The 19158-nt window shown below is 29.3% G+C and carries 19 protein-coding genes and 1 other RNA gene; 3 read left to right on the forward strand and 17 right to left on the reverse strand.

What is annotated here, in order from left to right; all coding sequences use genetic code 11:
- Positions 1-22 precede the first annotated feature (22 nt).
- Positions 23-3553, reverse strand: a complete 3531-nt coding sequence (brxC, locus tag ACTNBA_RS09880; protein WP_441073779.1) for a BREX system P-loop protein BrxC — start codon at positions 3551-3553, stop codon at positions 23-25.
- 284 nt (positions 3554-3837) lie between these two features.
- Here brxC and ACTNBA_RS09885 point away from each other — a divergent pair, with 284 nt between their 5' ends.
- Entirely contained in the window at positions 3838-4401 is a 564-nt protein-coding gene (locus tag ACTNBA_RS09885; RefSeq protein WP_441073781.1) for a hypothetical protein, read from the forward strand.
- Positions 4402-4452: 51 nt separating this feature from the next.
- On the opposite strand, the gene ACTNBA_RS09890 is transcribed toward ACTNBA_RS09885, so the two are convergent.
- The gene (locus ACTNBA_RS09890) at positions 4453-5466 is read right to left on the reverse strand and encodes a CPBP family intramembrane glutamic endopeptidase (protein ID WP_441073783.1); all 1014 of its coding nucleotides are present in this window, start codon (positions 5464-5466) and stop codon (positions 4453-4455) included.
- A 310-nt stretch (positions 5467-5776) separates the two neighbouring features.
- Between ACTNBA_RS09890 and ssrS the strand changes: the two genes are divergently transcribed.
- Positions 5777-5969, forward strand: a non-coding RNA gene (ssrS, locus tag ACTNBA_RS09895) — 6S RNA.
- 223 nt (positions 5970-6192) lie between these two features.
- On the opposite strand, the gene abc-f is transcribed toward ssrS, so the two are convergent.
- From abc-f to ACTNBA_RS09915, 4 genes are all read right to left on the reverse strand, one after another.
- Positions 6193-8169: a ribosomal protection-like ABC-F family protein gene (gene abc-f, locus ACTNBA_RS09900; protein ID WP_441073785.1), complete on the reverse strand. Its 1977-nt coding sequence runs from the start codon at positions 8167-8169 to the stop codon at positions 6193-6195.
- A 533-nt stretch (positions 8170-8702) separates the two neighbouring features.
- Positions 8703-9278 carry a GNAT family N-acetyltransferase gene (locus ACTNBA_RS09905; protein ID WP_441073786.1) on the reverse strand — a complete coding sequence of 192 codons (576 nt, stop codon included), beginning with the start codon at positions 9276-9278 and terminating at the stop codon, positions 8703-8705.
- 142 nt (positions 9279-9420) lie between these two features.
- Entirely contained in the window at positions 9421-9990 is a 570-nt protein-coding gene (locus tag ACTNBA_RS09910) for an HD domain-containing protein (protein WP_441073787.1), read from the reverse strand.
- Positions 9991-10166: 176 nt separating this feature from the next.
- Positions 10167-10670: an Rrf2 family transcriptional regulator gene (locus ACTNBA_RS09915; RefSeq protein WP_346871548.1), complete on the reverse strand. Its 504-nt coding sequence runs from the start codon at positions 10668-10670 to the stop codon at positions 10167-10169.
- Between the two features lie 206 nt (positions 10671-10876).
- Between ACTNBA_RS09915 and ACTNBA_RS09920 the strand changes: the two genes are divergently transcribed.
- The gene (locus tag ACTNBA_RS09920; protein WP_441073789.1) at positions 10877-11248 is read left to right on the forward strand and encodes a pyridoxamine 5'-phosphate oxidase family protein; all 372 of its coding nucleotides are present in this window, start codon (positions 10877-10879) and stop codon (positions 11246-11248) included.
- Between the two features lie 237 nt (positions 11249-11485).
- On the opposite strand, the gene ACTNBA_RS09925 is transcribed toward ACTNBA_RS09920, so the two are convergent.
- The 11 genes from ACTNBA_RS09925 to ACTNBA_RS09975 all read right to left on the reverse strand — a co-directional run bounded on the left by ACTNBA_RS09925 (position 11486) and on the right by ACTNBA_RS09975 (position 19066).
- Complete coding sequence (locus ACTNBA_RS09925; RefSeq protein WP_441073790.1) at positions 11486-11950, reverse strand: GNAT family N-acetyltransferase; 465 nt, start codon at positions 11948-11950, stop codon at positions 11486-11488.
- A 384-nt stretch (positions 11951-12334) separates the two neighbouring features.
- Entirely contained in the window at positions 12335-13195 is an 861-nt protein-coding gene (locus tag ACTNBA_RS09930; RefSeq protein WP_441073792.1) for a hypothetical protein, read from the reverse strand.
- A gap of 111 nt (positions 13196-13306) precedes the next feature.
- Positions 13307-13855: a hypothetical protein gene (locus tag ACTNBA_RS09935; protein WP_441073793.1), complete on the reverse strand. Its 549-nt coding sequence runs from the start codon at positions 13853-13855 to the stop codon at positions 13307-13309.
- Positions 13856-13896: 41 nt separating this feature from the next.
- A complete protein-coding gene (locus ACTNBA_RS09940) occupies positions 13897-14163 on the reverse strand; it encodes a class I SAM-dependent methyltransferase (protein ID WP_441073795.1) in 267 nt (88 codons plus the stop codon).
- Positions 14164-14168: 5 nt separating this feature from the next.
- Positions 14169-14822 (reverse strand): HAD family hydrolase, encoded by a 654-nt coding sequence (locus ACTNBA_RS09945; RefSeq protein ID WP_441073797.1) that lies wholly within the window; start codon positions 14820-14822, stop codon positions 14169-14171.
- 147 nt (positions 14823-14969) lie between these two features.
- On the reverse strand, positions 14970-15527 hold the full coding sequence (locus ACTNBA_RS09950) for a hypothetical protein (protein WP_441073799.1): 558 nt from the start codon (positions 15525-15527) through the stop codon (positions 14970-14972).
- A 422-nt stretch (positions 15528-15949) separates the two neighbouring features.
- Entirely contained in the window at positions 15950-16180 is a 231-nt protein-coding gene (locus ACTNBA_RS09955; protein ID WP_441073801.1) for a hypothetical protein, read from the reverse strand.
- Between the two features lie 12 nt (positions 16181-16192).
- A complete protein-coding gene (locus ACTNBA_RS09960; RefSeq protein ID WP_441073802.1) occupies positions 16193-16414 on the reverse strand; it encodes a hypothetical protein in 222 nt (73 codons plus the stop codon).
- A gap of 270 nt (positions 16415-16684) precedes the next feature.
- Positions 16685-17782 (reverse strand): CHAP domain-containing protein, encoded by a 1098-nt coding sequence (locus tag ACTNBA_RS09965; RefSeq protein ID WP_441073804.1) that lies wholly within the window; start codon positions 17780-17782, stop codon positions 16685-16687.
- A 203-nt stretch (positions 17783-17985) separates the two neighbouring features.
- Positions 17986-18456, reverse strand: a complete 471-nt coding sequence (locus tag ACTNBA_RS09970; protein WP_441073807.1) for a GNAT family N-acetyltransferase — start codon at positions 18454-18456, stop codon at positions 17986-17988.
- A 145-nt stretch (positions 18457-18601) separates the two neighbouring features.
- On the reverse strand, positions 18602-19066 hold the full coding sequence (locus ACTNBA_RS09975) for an NUDIX hydrolase (RefSeq protein ID WP_441073809.1): 465 nt from the start codon (positions 19064-19066) through the stop codon (positions 18602-18604).
- Positions 19067-19158: the final 92 nt, after the last annotated feature.

Consider the following 19158-nt stretch of genomic DNA (forward strand, 5'->3'; position numbering starts at 1 on the left):
TTTCCTCAGCTTTTCTTATGTTTTAAACTAATCTTATTGTTGTATCTTCCTTAAACTCTTCTTTTAATCGCTTTCTTAAGTTTTCTAATAATAATTCTATGTCCTCATGATTTTTTATACTCTTTTCATCCTTAACCAATTCCCTAACACTAAGTACTTTAGCAATGTTTTCTATTCCAGTTTCTTTAATAATTTCATTTAACCACCTTAACTTTAGTTTCTCTCCAAGTTTATACATTGATAAGATAACTGGAAAACTCTTTGAACATAGAGTTTTCTTAGTAAGGTTTTCGAAGCTTTCATTGATTTTACCTTCAAATTCATTATAGAAATCATAGCCCTTCAAGTTTTCTATCACTTCATCCTTACAAGCTTTAATAAATTCTATTGCTGGAGTTATATCTTTATTTAATAGATCTAACACTCTATTATTATACTTTCCTATAAGTGGTGGTAGCTGAGGAATCCTGTTATATGGATCTTTCATCCTTAAAATACCATATAGTTCTTCTACTAGTCCTTCTATTTCAGAATCATATATAAATTCCTTATTTTCTTCAAAGGAATTAAGGATGTCTATAGCAGCATCAAAGATTATTCTCTGCTCTCCCTTTTCATTTAAGTCAACTGTATTGTTTTCTTTTCTATAAAAAAATCCCTTTATATTATCAACATAATCTATATAGTCTAGGAATTCTTCTTCTAAATCATAGACATACTTAAAAAATTCTTGGATATCATCTATATTAAGTATACTTTGAAATAACTTTTCACCTAGAAACACAATTTCTTTTCCAGGATAACCTTTATTTATTGAATAATTAAAAGTCATATCCTTAATCTTATTTAATTCTTCTTTGCCTAATTCTTTGAAATACTTCATTAGAAGTTCTTCATCATTAGGTATAGTGCCTCCTCCAAAGAGTTCTTTAATTAACTCCCTAGCTGCATCTATATATTTACTAGGTACCTTTTCTCTACTAATAACTATAACCTTTTCTTCATACTCTCCCTTAACTAGGTAATCTACTATATCCTTATTATTAGAAGACACTACCTCATTAGCATATATAATACTTATATATTGCTTTTTAAATAGCTTCAGGAGTATACCTTGAATATCTAGCTCCTTCCAACCATAGGGTGGACTTGAAAATTTAGTTAACATGCTTTTAACCGTTAATTTAATACTTCTCATGGTACTAGTTAATATATAATTATTTACTTCCTCCAAGGCTAATTTATTTTCCTCATTATCTTCTATAGTTCTTTGACGAGTATCAGCTTCCACTATATTATATAGCTCCCTACTATTATCTATAAACTCTGTAATGTAGTTTATTTTGTTAAACCTTGAATCTACAAGGGTTCTTAATCCCTCATTGATTCTACTCACCAAACCTTTTACCTTAATATTTAAAAGAGAGCCACTTACATATATCTCTGACCACCTTAAAGCTTCCTCTATTAAGAATTTAGCCCTTTTTAACCTGAGTTCTCTTTCCTTAGTTTTTTTAGTCTTAATATCCTCCATGTGAATAGTTGATATTAGGGTACCTTTAAGCCTTAAATATCCCTCTATTTTAAGTATATTTTCAATTTCCTCTATATAATTATCCTGGTTTGATATATCAATTATCACATTATTTTCCCTATCAGATAATTCTTTAAGATAATTTTTATTAACCCCTTCTACTAAATTATAATTAGCAGTTATAATCCTAATTCCTATAGGATTTTTTTTAGTGCCTCTTACTTTTTCATCTATTAACTTATTAAAACTAAAAGAATAAATTTTAGAATAGGCAAACTTAGAATTTTCATATATATGTTCAAAAACTATCTCACCTATCCTTTGAGCAATCTCTCCACTATCAATTGTCATATTTTTTATCTCTTTATTTACCTCTTGTTCCTGAATTGTTAAAAATACAAATTCATCACCATTTTTTTCAACCAAAGTTTCTCTTATAAGTTTACTTAATGACTCTTGCACCTGCTCCTTAACTTCTTTCTTTGAGGATTCTATATTATCTATTAAAAGAGTAGATAAGTTATCAATATTACCCTTTATTCCTCTGGCATATTTTATAAGGAATAGTAATTTAAGGACTTTAACATCATAGCTATTTAGCTTTTCATTATTTTCAGCATAACCAATAACTGTTCTAATAGAAGGGTCTAAAAAAGTTTCTATAGTACTATAAAAAGCTGAGAATGGAACTAAGGTTCCTATGTTTTTGTCCATATACTCCACTGCAACTTGCTTATACGCTCCCAGTAAACTTCTCTCGCCTTTAGACAAACTTCTTCCAGCTACTCCATGGCTTCTTATGCCATTAAAAACATGTTGTAATAAGTTAAACTGATAAGGTACAAAGGGATAAACCTGTGCAAAATTATCCATGTCCTTATATAATTTCATGTCCACAGTATCTGTGGTGAAGGTTAAAAGATTTCTAATAAAAGATTCTCTCTCCTCATATAGACTTTGTAGCATCTCCATTGCCTGAGTTTTCTTTCTCAAAATACGTTTTTTAATCACTTCATCCACATTAGCAGAAGATAATGACAATCTTGTATTAAACCTTCCTTGAATCTTAGAAAAGTCATTGCCTTTACCTAAAGTAAAAACATCTAAATCCTCTTGAGATGTAACAATAACCCAGCATCTACCTTCACATTTGCTACCTAAATCCTCCACCACTGTCTGAAGATTTAGCATAAGCTGAGTATCTTCTCCTAAATATTGGCCAATTTCATCTATTAAAAATACCACATGATGATTATTTCCCTTTAAATCACAATAATCCCTAACCCTAGAAGAAAACTTATCTATAGTTAAAGAATAATTTTCTTCACATTTACTATACCAGTTTCTTGCAGCATCTTCACTCATCTTAGTAGCCTTTGATAAAGCCTCTATTAAGGCATCCTGTTCATAATAAAAATCTTCCCTGCCCTGAGTCCAAGGTTTTCCTGATATATGATGAAACACTTCTTTAAAATCTTCATATATCCCATCTTCAGTCATCTGTCTTTCCATATCAGCAATCCAAGGCATAGATCCACAAAAACCCTGCATTTCATTGAAAACCCTATTAAGTACATTAACAATAACATCCCTATGGGATTCTGAATTCGAGTCAGACTTAGAATCTATATTAAAAAGGATAGTATCTGTAGATTGGTTCTTTATAAGCTCCATATTCCTTAGGGTAGAATCCTGTAGTTCCTTACTATAAAAATAATCTAAAGCACTTTTATTTCCTATGGTTTCATTAGATAAAACATAGGATAAAATCTTTAAAAAATGAGATTTACCGCTACCAAAAAATCCTGAAATCCATACTCCAATCCTATCAGTACTATCTAATATGCCTCTGCTATATGCTTCAAAAAATTCATTAAAATGGCGCCCTAGCTCATCAGTAACCACGTATTCTTCAAGTTCCTGCTTTATATTCTCCTGGTCACATTGACCTACCTTAATTACACCTTTTATATCTCTATTAATTTCTTTCTCAAATAAATCCTTTAACTTTATGTTCATTTTGTTCCCCCTGGTTACTATTAACTTATTCCTAGGCTAGGTTATAAATAGGCTTTTTACTTAAGCCTTATGTAAACTTGCTTTAATATTATACCATATTACAACTAGCTGTAGACATGAATATAAAGCAGATATGAATCCTATGGTTAACAATGTAACTTTAAACATTATTTACATACTATATTACATATGATTTAATATAAGTAAGAGAATATTTCCATATACTTATGGAAATAGAAAGGGGTACAGCTATAGTTAATAAAAAATAATAAGGGGTGCATAAAATGATAGAAAAGGGCTTAAATAATTTTTTTTGGGGATTCTTGTTTATATCTTTAGACTTTAGAATTTGTGGTTTTGATATACTCCCCGATGTAATTGGATTTATACTATTTGCTATGGCCTTTAGTCAACTTAAAGAGCATAGCCAGCATTTTTCAAAGGCTTCAACATTAAATATCTTTACCCTAATACTTTCTATTTTTTCAATATACGAAGTTAAAAACAATAACAGTGGTATCACCTTTGGAATTTTAGGACCATTTGGTATTCTAGTAGGATTAGCTTCCTTAATATTAACCTTATATGTAATATACAATTTATTCATGGGTATGAAAGAAATGCTTCACAATCATGATAAGCATGTGTTAGCTGAAGAAGCTGATAATAGATGGAATCAATATAAAGAATTAACTATTGCTACTATATTAGCTTTTATAGTAGTATTTATACCTGTAATAAATATCTTATATGTGTTAGCGATATTTATTTTTGGTATAGTTTTCTTAGTAAAAACCATGAAATATTTAAGTAGTTGTAAAACAAGCTTTAATGGATATACTTATTAAAAATTTCAAGCCAATGCTCGATAATGTTAAGCATTGGCTTCTGTTATTTTTTTACTTAGATATGTCTTCTGAAATATGAGTTTTCTTTCTATATTCTTTTGTAGCTAAGAATGGTAAATAAATAATACCAAAAATCACAAGTGAAATTATGACATCTTGCCACCTAATTACAGCATTTGAACCATCTGCACCAAAGAGTAGAAAACCAAGATTATTGTTTAAATAATGTATCATGGACACAGCCCAAATATTTTCCGTCTTAAGATATACATAGCCAAAGAAAATAGAGTAACATATACAAACTATAAGTTGAATAACTATGCTATAAAAAGAGGTCTCTGGACTATAATAAAATAAATTTATTGGGAAATGCCAAAGTCCCCAAATTACTCCAAGTAAAAGTACACCCCATCTTTTACCAAACTTGTCCTGAAGTACTGGTTGTAAGAAATACCTCCATCCGTATTCCTCTCCAAAGAAAAGAAAATAAGTAAATAAAAAATTTAATGGTAAAAGCAGAAGTAATTTAAAAATAGTCGGATACTTAAAGTATGTAAAAAAATCATCAAGGGATCCACTTATAGCACAGGATATTAAATTTGCTAATAAGTAAAGTACAACAAAAATAAGAATATAGAATAATGATTTCTTACCATTCTTTTTTATGCTAAGTCCAAACTCTGCCCTGGTTTCGCTATCTTCAATACCTAGCATAATAAGTCCCAGAAAACTTCCTGCTGTGACTAATATTCCAGCTACAATCTCTGGCTCACCATATCCAGTAAAGGTCTGTATAGAAAGTATAATTACTGATACCATTGAGAAAATCAAAAATACTCCAAAAAACTTTTTAGGTGCCCTGGTTCTTATTTCCTTGTTACATAAGAATGCCAACATAACTCCCATGGCTGGGTAATACATTTGTACAAGGGGAAATGCACCTACAGCCCCTTTAGAATATGCAAAAGCCATTAAAAATCCCATTAGTGCTGTCACTCCAAAACATACTATAAAGAATATAATAACAGTACCTTTGCCACTGTGTTGCTTATCCAAATTTTCCATAAATACTCTCCTTATATTTATTACTGTTATACTAAGATAAGTTATATGAATATTTATGTAATTTCATTATATAACTAAGTTTTTACCTCATATAACTAAGTTGCTACCTTAGAATATAATAAATAAAAAACATAAATATTCAACAATTTCATTATATCAAAATTACTAAATATATACAAATCATGGTATTTACCTTAAATTAAAGTAAAACATCAAAGGATTAATTTACCATAAAAAAATATATTGTACATTAAACTAAAATATGATATTATAATCTCACACCAAGGAAATGACTAATAAATAAAAAGTTAAATTTCTGGAATATGCGTTAAGCTCTTATTTTGAACCTACATTTAATTTTAGGGAGTTCAATATTTAAATGAGGAAATGTACCTTCTTGTGAATCCTTTTCACGGCATTGAGGGCGATTGAGACATCTGTGAGGACACCCACCTATCGTGAGATAGGCTTCAAAATTAGAGTACCGGTATTTTGGATTTTATATTAAAATTTAAGCCAAGCTTATAGTCTTAAGCATTGGCTTTTTGTTTTATCCGATGACTATCAGCTCTAATACTCCCATCTTCTTCAAAATGGGAGTAAAGAGAAGTTACGTCCCTGGATAACGATTTCTTTGCTTCAGTGGGAGTGAAAACTCCCTCTGAAGCAAAGAAATCTGTTTATTCTACAACTTTTCACTAATCTAATTACAGTTACCTATAGGTATTAATTTAAACTTACCCACAATTCCATAGCTTCATCACGCTTACTACTTAACTCTTCTTTTTTGCAGTATAACTTATTAAGATTTTCATAATCCAACTTTTCATCAGTCATGGCAACATCAATATCCTTTATTTCATTTTCAAGGACTTCAATGATTCTTTCAACCTTAGCCTTTTCCACTTCCTTCTGTTTATCCTCATCAACCTTTTTAGGTTTCTTAACTTTTTCCTGTTTTATCACGGGCTCTTTAATCTCTTGTAGCTTAAGCTGTTCTTTTACATTTTTATAATAATCATAATTTCCAGGATAGCTTTTAAAACCATTGTCTTCAATGGCAATTACTCTTTCACTTATTTTATTAATAAAATATCTATCGTGGGATATGAAAAATATAGTTCCTTTAAAATCTTCTAGAGCTTCTTCAAAGTTTTCTATGGAGTCAATATCAAGATGATTAGTAGGCTCATCCAGTATCAATAAATTTACATCTTCATATAATAGCTTACCAAGCTTTAGTCTTATTCTCTCTCCCCCAGATAAATGCTTTACTTTTTTAAACACACTATTCCCATAAAACATGAATTTTGATAGATATTCACGTGCTTGACCTTCAAGTATTGAAATATCTTCTCTAAAGCACTCTAGTACAGTAAACTCCTCATTTTTAAAGGTGATTTTCTGTGGTAAATATGCAGCCATTACATTAGCACCTAATTCCACTACACCAGAATCTGGCTTTTCTTCATCTAAGAGCATTTTCAAGAAAGTAGTTTTACCACTACCGTTTGGGCCTATTAATGCTGCTCTTTCACCGAAATGAATCAATAAATCTACATCTCTTAAAATTACCTTATCATCAAAAGATTTAGAAAGTCCTTCAGCTTTAATTGTCTCATTACCAGATCTTTCACCATCTTTAAAGTTAAGCTTCATATTCTTTCTTTCAAACTTTGGTTTTTCAGTTCTTACATATTGACCTCTTGTTCGATAAAATTTATTACTTTCGGTATCACTACTTTTCATCTTATCAAGCTTTTTTTGTAGACTAGCAGCTCGTTTAAAGAATTTATTATTATCTACCCTAGCTGCCCAATCCCTTAACTCCTTTATAGCGTTCTGTACATTCTTAATCTCCTTTTGCTGCTCCTTATATTGGTGAAATTGTTCAAGGATATTCTCTTCTTTTTGCTTTGAAAAATCAGAATAATTTCCTTTATAAGTCTTACTTTCCATATCCTCTATTTCTATAATCTTTGTTACCACATTATCTAAAAAGTATCTATCATGAGCTACAATAATTACAATACCATTGTAGCTTTTAAGATAAGCTTCAAGCCATTCAGTTGACTCCATATCCAGATGATTTGTAGGCTCGTCTAGTAGTAATATATCTGGGTTATCTATGAGCAGTTTGCCAAGGACAACCGTAGTTTTTTCACCGCCACTTAATAAATTAAACTCTTTATTTAAAAAGCTTTCATCTAATTTTAACCCCGTACAAATCCTACTTAATTTTTCTTCTGTATTGTATCCATCTTTAACTTCATATAATTCAACTAATTGGCTATACTGCTTTAAAGCTTTTTCTAAATTATTATCTTCTAAAAACTTCATTCTTTCTTCTAATTCACGCATTTTATTCTCTATGCTATAAACTTCTTCAAAAGCTAATTTTAGAACATCAATAACCTTTATGCCATCTTCATACTTAGGAATTTGCTCAAGGTATGCACAAGTAGCTTCTCTAGGCTTACAAATAAAACCTTCATCATATCCTGGACTTGTAGCTCCCGGATACCCAATACAATAATTCATTGGTAACACTCCTGCTATTAACTTAAGAACAGTACTCTTTCCACTTCCATTAACCCCTACTATACCAACTTTTTCTCCTGAATAAATCTGAAAGGATATATTTTTAAGAACAAGAGTTGCATCCATATATTTTTTTACACCATTTAATGTTAATTCAAACATAAAAATTCCTTCTTCCATCCATAATTCTAATTATGCATTTCATGGATAGGCACAAAAACACCTTAATTATTATAACTTTTTATTATTTAAAAATAAAAAACTGTAAGAAGATGGTTTCTTCTTACAGTCAGAAATACTCTAATACTATTATAATTTACTTAAATAAGATATAGGTTAAAAACATATTATTATGCTATATATCTCATTATATAACTCTTCAAAAGCGTTTCCTCCAATAGTTAAAGCTTTTTGAAATATTATAAATTATAGTATTTAATTTCAATAAAGTAAGTTACCTTCTAAATGCCTTATTCCATAAAGAGCACAACAATAAAACCTAAATATAATTAGGTAAAATAAAACTCATTATAAAATATATTAATTATTAAATTAAAATTAATATTAGCAAATAGCTGGTTTCATAACTTACTTCCTCCTCTTGGCGTTTTTTTTATTATACCATTTTTAATATATTATGTAAATACATTTAAAAATTGTATCAACATAGCTATTTAAATCCACCAATTTAAGACCTATACTATGATTTTTTGTGCATTTTCATGGGTATCATCATATTCTTCTCTAAGGAGTGAACACATATATCTATCAACTAGTTTCCCCTTATTTTTAACACTTTTTCTCATTAATCCTTCTACTTGAAATCCTAAACTGGTTAATAAAGCTAAAGAGCCTGTATTCTCCTTTTGTAAAGTTGCATATATCCTAGTTAACTTTAGTTCCTGAAATGCATACCTAATAAGCATTTGTGTTGCTTCTTTGGTATAACCCTTATTCCAAAATTTTTTTCTTATCCAATATCCAATTTCTCCATTTTCATATTGATAATTAATATTACTTAAGGAAACAACTCCTATAAAGTCATCTGTATTTCTATTGAAAATACCCAGTTCAATGCAAGAATCATCTTTTATAGAATTTAAGTACTTTATATAGCTTTCAGCATCTTCTAAAGTATATGGGTATGGAACTTCATGCATATATCTTGTCTGATCAAAATCATTTATGTTTTCTTGAAGGGTTTTTGCACTAACTTTGGTTGTAAGTGTTTCCAAATAAATTCTTTCACCTATTAACAAAAGCTTTCTCACAACAACTACTCCTTTTAAAATTATATTTTTAGGTAAATTACAACTTTACCTAATTATAACTCAATATATAAAAAGTTCAATGGTAATTTTATAGGGTGAATAAAAATTCACCCTATAAGTCACTATTATTTATTCTAAAAAACTAAGCTTCATTATTATGAGCTATTTTTTCTTTCGTTCTTTGGTCAATTTCTTTCTTCAGCTCTCTTAAATAAGGAGAGAATTCCACCTTATCCGCACCATAAGTAAATTGCAAGTCATATTCTAGCGGAATCCAAGTACTAATATCCGCCTCGTTATGTTGAATGACTGCTTCTAAATTGTCTAAGGCTTTGTAAAGCTTTGCTTCATCAGTCTTACGTTCATTCATTTCCTTTAAAAGCTCTGTGAATTCCTCACGATAAGGAGTATGGAAGGTTGCGATCCATTGGAAAAACATCTCATCCTCTTTTTCACTATCTTCTTCTTTCTTCTCAAATGTAGGAATATCACCAGTAAAGGCTTCACCTAAATCATGAATCAAACACATACGAATTACCTTGTTCATATCAATCTCTGGAAATTCATCACGCATTAATAATGCCATTAATGCAGTACGCCAGCTATGTTCTGCTACACTTTCATGGCGTCCACTCGATGTCCATGAGTGCCTAGTATTGCATTTTAGTTTTTCTGCTACTGTTAATATTTCTAGAAATGTTGCTGTATTCATACGAAGTTCCCCCTAGAATTTTTATTTATGGAATATTATAACAAATATATATAAATAAGACCACGTCAATTTAACTAAAAGTAAATAAATGAAGTTAATTTAAATTATAGATTTCCTAAAATATAATGAAAAAAATCTAAAATATGGAAATAAAATAAGGTGTAGTTCACCTTATTTTATTTCCTTTTATTACTAAACCATTCAATTGTTGCTTTTTCCACATCTTTTGGAAGCTTTTTATTATACACCTCATCATATAGCCATGCTAATGTCTTATTATTTAAATATTTTTTCATTTCATCTTCTGCCTCTAACATTACAACTTTTATTAAACAAGGACATTTGGTATGTGTATCTGGCAAATTCTCTTTATCTAATAATATATTTTTTTGTCTAATTTCTGCACATTGAAAAAATGATTCAGTTCCTTCTACTGCTTCAACAACATCCCAAAATGTTATTTCTCCTGCACTACGAGCTAGTGCATAACCACCTTTTACACCTGGTATAGATTTTACAATTCCTGACTTACTTAATTTTGCATATACTTTTGATAAGTAAGTTTCTGAGATACCTTGAAATGCCGCCAAATCCTTTATTCCCACAGATTTACCTTCTTCTAAATTTACCATATATAATAAACAATGTATTGCATATTCTACTCCTACTGAAAATTTCATTTTTCATACTCCTTTGATATATATAGTCTTTTATTAATAATATCCTATTATTTATTCTTCTTCAAGATAATCATGTTCCATTAAATATATACTCTCTTACAAAATATCTCCATTGACAAAAGGGAAAAAAAATTATATTCTTATTAAAGACAACTATTGTCCACGATAATTCTTATCCATAATTTATAAGAAAGAAGGAATGTGAAATGTTTACAGATAAATTTTTTGAGGTACTAAATCATGAAGGAGTAGTTTCTATTGTTACTTGTGCAAATAATACAGTTCATGTCGCTAATACATGGAACAGTTATTTAATTGTTATAGAAGAAAATAAAATCTTAATTCCTGCAGCAGCTATGATTAAAACAGAAGAAAATATTAATGCTAACCCTAAAGTTAAATTGACTCTTGGTAGTAAGGAAGTAATGGGCTACAAATATATGGGAACTGGATTTTTACTTGAAGGAACTGCCAAATTCCTAAAAGATGGAGATAACTTTAAGATGATGAAAGAAAAATGCCCATTCCTTACAAGAACATTAGAAGTTACAGTTACCTCATGCAAACAAACACTGTAAAGAATATTAAACTCAATCAGATAAACTATGCTAAGAAAAATCAAGGCCTAGAAATAGTTCTAGGCCTTATTTTTTATATAATTTTATATCTTCTTTCTAACTTTTTAATTCAAAAATAAAAAAAATGCTTCATACAAAATATTATCTAATTAAAATTGAACCTCTACCAAAACTAAATACTACCTGGGCTGTCAAATGAACAATAGCTAACTATTGGCATTTTTTATCAAATAGAAATTAGTGTTTTACACCCTTTTCATAATAAATGCTACTCTCTGTTTGTCCAATTTTCTCATACCCCATTTTTTCGTATAAATGTTGATTTCTAACACTACATCCGAATGTTGACAATGACCATATTTCCACATTCGGATGTAGTTTTTCCATAAGTTCCATTGCTTTTCTTCCATACCCCTCATTTTGGTATTCAGGAAGTATACAAAAATCCTGTAATTCAAAATGGTTAGGTCTGTTATCAGTTTCATGATCTAACCAAAATGTTCCGATTATTGTTTCATCCAACATTATCTTATAGAGAGGATATTTACTTATACACCATGAAACAAAATTTGCATCTCCAATGTATTTCAAATATTCTCCTTTACTTTCACCGAATCTAATGTCTTCATCTGTATAAGCAAGTCTTCTAACCTCTATGATATTATGAGCATCTTCAATTTTAACCTTTTCAAGATGTAACATAGATTAACCTCCAACATTCTATATTTTTCATTTTTAGGTATATTAAATCCCACTTTCAAAATATGAAAACCTCTGAAACCCGCATGGCGACAACAACTAGTTTAATAGTTAAATATTTCTATAGTTAAATAGGTTCATATTTTTATATTTAAATAGTTCTCTATATACATTTTTACCTATGTAAATAGTTAAGTATATACCTAGATGTGTTCTAAATTAGGTAAAAGTATAATTTTTTTTATTTTAATATATCAATTGACTTATAGACAAGATAAGAAAAATATGAAGTAATTAGATTTTAACTTGTCATTTGAAAACCGAGCAATACTGTGAAATAGTTATCTGATATATAGTTTAAAAATATTCTTTTAGTATTAGTTTATTTTAGTCCAAATTAAACACTACACATATAAGTAATCCTATTTCACAAATCGAAAATAATTGAGCACAAAAATAAGTTTTATAGAAATCATCGGACTGTCGTTTTTCAAGTAAATATATAAAAAATATCATTAATGAAAATATAATGCCTATAATTAAACCAGATATGCCTTCATTTTTAAACGAAAACCAAATACCATTTTGCATTCCATATTTCGTAAAATAATAAGCAAATGTCGGAATGGCAATTATATTTGTTGGTATGAATACTTTCAATTTAATAAATGGTGAAATAAATGCTAAAAAGAATATTGCACCTAGTATAGCAATGAACAACAAGATATCTTTAAAAGGAAACCCTATAACTTTTCCTGTCTTTTCATTATTACTGCCCAAAACGATTTTCTCACAATAAATTGCTTTATGGGTATGGGTTAGATATCCTATTTTATAAAAATCATATTTACTTACACCAGATGAAAAGAAAAATTCAACCTCTTCTCCAGTAGACAGATAAACATAGTCTGTTGGGTCTTTGCTGTAATGTTTTATTTCTACTACTTCCCCAGTGACATAATTTAGTTTTCCAGTTATTAATTGAGGAATATCAAGAAAGTTCGGTTTAAGAAAGTAAATTGTTATGCCCATAACGATTATAAACCAAATAACTTTCCATGGACTAACCTTACTTATATCCCATCTTTTTCTTTTAGAAAAACTTTCTAAATAATTATATCTATGTTTTTCTTTCGTTGTATTTTTTTTAATGCCTAAAAGCCAATTAGAATTTAGTGCTATTATAAGTCCTATTATTAACCAGAATATGATTCCAATTATAAAAAAACATGTTTGAAATATCCTCATTCTTTTACCACCTTAAAATTTTCAATATATATTAGAGTTTATTCAATATATATCGCTCTTATTTAATTGAATAATGTTCGTACTAATTTACAATTTTCATTTATAACTATATTAGTGATAAAAGCTATCTGCCAGCTCTACTCTCTCACCTGTGAGGGGATTTATTGCAAAATATCTTAGATTATCATTAATGATTATTTCATAATAGTAGAATTTATTATTTATAAATAAAGATTTAGGGAAAGGTTTATGAAAAGGTGTGACATCAATTGTATAAACATAATCCGCCTCAACTAAAAACTTCATACTATCATCTTTATTTAAGGATTCTTCTAAAATTGTTTTCCCTTCTACGTAGGTATATTTAGGTAATGCAGCAGGTATCGATATGGCAATTAATATACTAGAAATACTAATAATTATTGTAGATATCTTTTGTCTGTTGGTTATTTGAACTTTAGTATTATTACCAGTTAAGTTAAACCACCACAATACTTGAAATGGGATAAGTATTGTGAAAAATCCATAACTTATAACTGTATCATACTTAAAGAATACCATTACAAGAATTGAAATTTCAATTAAACACAATAAAATAACCCCTATTCTTATAAATAGCTTAGCTTTGAGATTTTTAAAGATATTCATAACTACCTCCACATATTATTCCCCCTTAATTTTATTCGTTAGTGTAAAGTTTTTTAACTGAATATAATATGGAATTTTTTATTCAGGTTAAAATTTTTCATATCCACAACTTCAAATTTAATTGCTGCTGTAGTCTCCTTGGCTACATTAATCATATCCTCAGAAATATCAATTTCAATAACTTCAAAATTCATATTCTTTAATTTTATTGCAAGTATTCCAGTACCACAAGCAATATATAACATGTAATATCCAACTATATTATATATGTTCATTGCATTAGAAACTAATTCTGCACACTTAACACTATCTTTACCCAATATTTTTATAAAACTTTGATAACTTCTCCTATATATTTAAGAATGTCCGTCAAATCGTCTGTATCAACTGCATACAGTGCACTCTTTTTAACTTTCGGTGAGCTGTTTATTGCGATAGAGCCTCCACAGTATTGAAAAATTGGAATATCTGTTAAACCATCACCTACGGCAATGCATTCTTCGGGTTTGATACTATTGTTACTACAAAAATCTTGTAAACACTCAATTTTTTGTTCCGCTCCAATGTAATTAAGAATTTTTCCAGTAAATACTCCTTCAACTACTTCATAATCACTACCATAATAATCGTCAAATCCCCAAATATCACATACAACTTTGGCTACTTGCTTTGGACCTACAGTAATAACAATGCATTTAATATTTTGTTCATGTAATGCTTCAACTACACTCTTGATATTTTTTAAAGGTTTTGCAATCTCTAAAAAAGATTGAGCGATTTTACATTCTTCAAGACCTAAAAGTAATTCTGATCTAAGGTAATCTGCTGATATATAGTCAAGCAGTCCTTTTTCTTCCTGTTCTTGAATGAGAGAGTGCTCTTTTTCTTTCCCATTTAAAATGCATGGCAACATAACGGAATGAATTTCTCTAATGAGAGTATCATCCAAGTCAAAACAAACAAGTTTCAAATTTTTCATTCTAAATACACCATCCTAAAATATAAGTTATACAATTGTAAACTTATTATAACATAATTACAATAATATGTATGACTATATATTAAAAAGCACCTCCTTTAAGAGATGCTTTAATGCAGTATCTAATAAAATTATACATTAATATTGTTATGATATAGCCATACTTACAACTTCTAATTCCCATTGACCATTTTTATAGACAGCTTTATATTTTGGGAAAACTGCTCCTAAGTTGCCAAACCAGGAAGTAGATTCAACCACAGCTTTATTATTCTTAAATTGCTCTACTTTAATTGAAAGCATTGTTCCATTTAAAGTTCTTGATATCATGCCATTGTCATCAAATTCAAAAAGTGATTTATCATCTTTAACATCTTCATACCAATATACATTTTCTGATAGACTTTTAAGTCCTTCAAGTACATCTTCCTTTGCCTTTTCTTCTATAAGTCCGTCTAATGTGTCTTTTTGTACAGCAATGAAGCCGTTTCCTCCATTCTCTATTTGAAAGGCTGCACTCATAACTGCAACATACAATTTAACCCGTTTAACCTCTTCTTCAGTGTACTGATTATTATCATTCTGTATTGGGTTAGTAGTTTCCTTACAAATAGAAATATTTGTCTTTGTATGTGATACATATATAGCTACGGCTATAGCTCCAATAATGCATAGAGCTAAAATTCCTATAATAATTTTTTTCATTGATTTGACCCCTTTCATATATCTAATATTTAAACTTATACCATAAATAAATCTAAATTATATACGAATTTAAAAGGTCACTAGTTCTCAATAGGTTACAATAACATATAATCTTTCATTACACTCCATCCTTGGCTAATGAATAATATAAGAATATTATTCATCTCATTCATAATTATACACACCTACCATAATCTAATTGACAATGAAATGTATGTATATACTAAGAACATCTCATTAAAGTGTAATCTAAGAAGATATATATAATTTAACTTGATCACTACATATCATCTAATGGATTACAATAATAAATCCACTCTGAGTCTTGATCTAAATAAGCTCCATTAAAACTGTTAGCTAATCCTTTATAATAAAATTCATTCATTTAATAACCTCCATTATACATCAATACTATTCTAACCTTACCCAATACCAAATTCAGATTTGATTTTTTTATACCTGTTTTTTTCATGTGGCTTTATTTCGAACAAAGGGTTATATAAACAATGCTGAAGTACATCAGCATCTTTTAAAACTTCATCAAATTCAGTGTGAATTAATTCTTTATTACTATGAACATAAATAGCATGGCAAATCAATTTAGTTTCATAATCATTTGTTATCCGTAATGATGTTAATATTTCTCTTGCCATGATAGAACCTTTTTATGCATGCTCTTTTGTATCCATTTTAGCATAGGTATATATATCATGAAGCATACCTGTCATTGTCGCAAGTTCGGCGTTTACTCCACGCTTTAATGCAATTAATGTACAAGATTGAGCAACTCCATATAGATGCAAGTAAGCACATCTTCTTTCTTCAACATCTGTCATATTCAAAAGTATTTCATCAATATATTGTCTCAAGACCTCTATTCTGTTCATTATTGTTTTACACCTCCCTATATAAGTACTAGTTACTTTCAATTTATTATAATTATTCATATTACTATTTTACTTTAATAAGTTTCCCATCCTTGAAATTCTCATTATATTCCTCTTTATTATCTTTATTAAACCTTATCCAATTACCGTGTTTTTTATCCTTTTGAAAATTACCTATTTGCCACAGTTGTCCAGATTCTCTATAAAATATCCTTTCCCCTTCTATTTTTATCTTTAGTTGGAGGGTGTATTTTAAGTACTAAACTCTCACTAAAGATTCGACTTATAATCTACATTGCGAATTTCACCTGTTTTATAATCATATTTCCAACCATCATAAACATAATCATTTGGAATTCGCACATAGCATCCGATTGTAATATCCCGCTTACGTGTTACTATTCCCGACAAATTGTTGTTATCAATATTACCCTCTGCAACAGAAATCTGTTTACCTTCACAAGCAAGTACAACTCCTATATGGTCATGCGAAGGTGAACCTTTTGGTTTATTTTCAACAGGAATAATATTGTTATAAATCACAATATCGCCCCGTGCTGGAACAAAGCTCTCCTGTTCATAAAAGCAAAAATTGTTATGTTTACTCCATTCATACCATGCTCCAACTCCAGCAAGTCTGAAAGTTGCTGGAGTTGGTTTTAGTGGTAATTGAATTCCTGCTTTTAAGCAACAATGATAGACAAATGCTGCGCACCAACCATTTTTTAATTCTTTAAACGCCGACGCTTCTGGGTAATATTTTATAATTTCTAAGAAATTTTTGTCTGTTTCTTCTCCAGCTATTCTTTTAACAGCAAGTTCTTCTGCTATATTTGCTAACAACACTCTTTTATTTTGAAATTGTGCATGTTCATTTGGACTATATCCATATTCTATTGGTACAGCTTTTATATTAAATTCATTCAACATATTGTTAAACCTTGGAATAGCAAGATAATAGATTTTTGATGATGGATCATATAAAAATGGCTGTAAAATATTAGCATCCTTTAAGATTTCATCATATTCATCATGGATATGCGCGATATCGCTGTGATGATAAATTGCCGATAAAATAAGTATTTTCTCATCATCAGAAAATACATCCATTTTTCGGAGTGCAACACGTGACATTTCAGTTGAATTATACGCATGACCAAAGTAAATTCCAGTCTTGTAAGCATATATGTCATGTAATAGACCACTGATATAGGCTAGTTCTGTGTTGAGCCTACGTTTGTCTGCGATAAACGAACAAGCTTCTGCAACACTATATGTATGGATATATGCAGTTTTTCGATCATCTTCAGATGAAATATTTTTTAATATATCCTCAACATATGCTCTTACAATTTCAACTCTGTTCAATTTTTTCACCTCACTATATTTAAAACTCTACTATGCACTTTTTACTACTATTCATTTGTAATTTCAACATTATGAATTTATTTTTGTTTATGATTTACAACTGATCACAACAGAATGATTTATAATTCAAAACCAAACTTGAAATATTATCTTTCCAATAATCATATTCTAGATTAATTCACAAAAATCAGTTTCATTATTATTTATATTATTTTTTTCATCTTAACAAACTCAAATTCTCCACCATTTGTTTTTTGCATATATTTCTCTACAAACTGGAAGCCTATGTTCTCATATACCTTTATTGCTCGCTTATTAAATGAGGCAACTGCCAACATAATATAATCTTTCTTATACTCAAATTCTTTTATCCCAAAGTTAATACCAGCAACTACAAATTCAGCTCCGATCCCTCTTCCAGTTAATTCAGGCTTTAGACCAAACCCTATCCACAGAATACCACCTTCAAAGTAGTATGAGTAATAAGCAACTAACTCACATTCATCATTAAGAATTGCGAAATAATGTCCTTCCCAATTATCTTCATTAAGAAATTCTTTTAAATCATCTTCGTCAGCTATCATGTCATAGAATGAATATACTCCATTATATTTCCAATTATATGCAATCTCATTTGCATATTCTTTATTCATAGGAATAAAAACATAACTCAAAATATCCCCTCCTCCTTTGCAAGTTGTTATATATTGTCTTAAAACGGTTAATTTGTAGTTTTAAGACTACAAACTTATTGTACATAATTACAATAAAATATTTGTTCATATATAAAAAGCACCTCATTAAAGAGATTCTCAAGAATCAAATACTCTTCCCCACCTTTAAGCTAAAAATATGTTTGAATCTATTTTTCACATCATTTAAAATAGGCTTATTGGATGGTGTAATTTCCTGAGGTAAGTTATTTATATCAAAGAATTTTAACTCCTTACCTTCAATTCCATCAACTTTCATAGTTCCGTTAAATCTGTTTGTTACATACACAATACTAATAAAATATACTTCGTTTCCATCAGGATAAATCCAATGTTGTTCTTCTCCAGAATAAACATTAAATAGACTAAGCTCTTCCACAACTAAATTGGTTTCCTCAAAAACTTCTCTTTTTGCAGCTTCCTCTGTAGTTTCACCTAAAACCATGGCACCGCCTGGAATACTCCATTTATTATTATCAGTTCTTAGTTGCAGTAGCACCCTATTTTTTTCATCTACTATAATAACTCCAGCTGATGGTAGGTGTCCAACCAACTTTCTTGAATTTGACATACTATAATTCCCCATTTCCGATAAAGTTCACCTATAGTGCTCAATATAGATACTTTACAATTACTTTTTCTGTAGAAAATTATGAGCAATAA

The sequence above is a fragment of the Clostridium sulfidigenes genome (genome assembly GCF_052067195.1).
GTDB lineage: Bacteria > Bacillota > Clostridia > Clostridiales > Clostridiaceae > Clostridium_J > Clostridium_J sulfidigenes.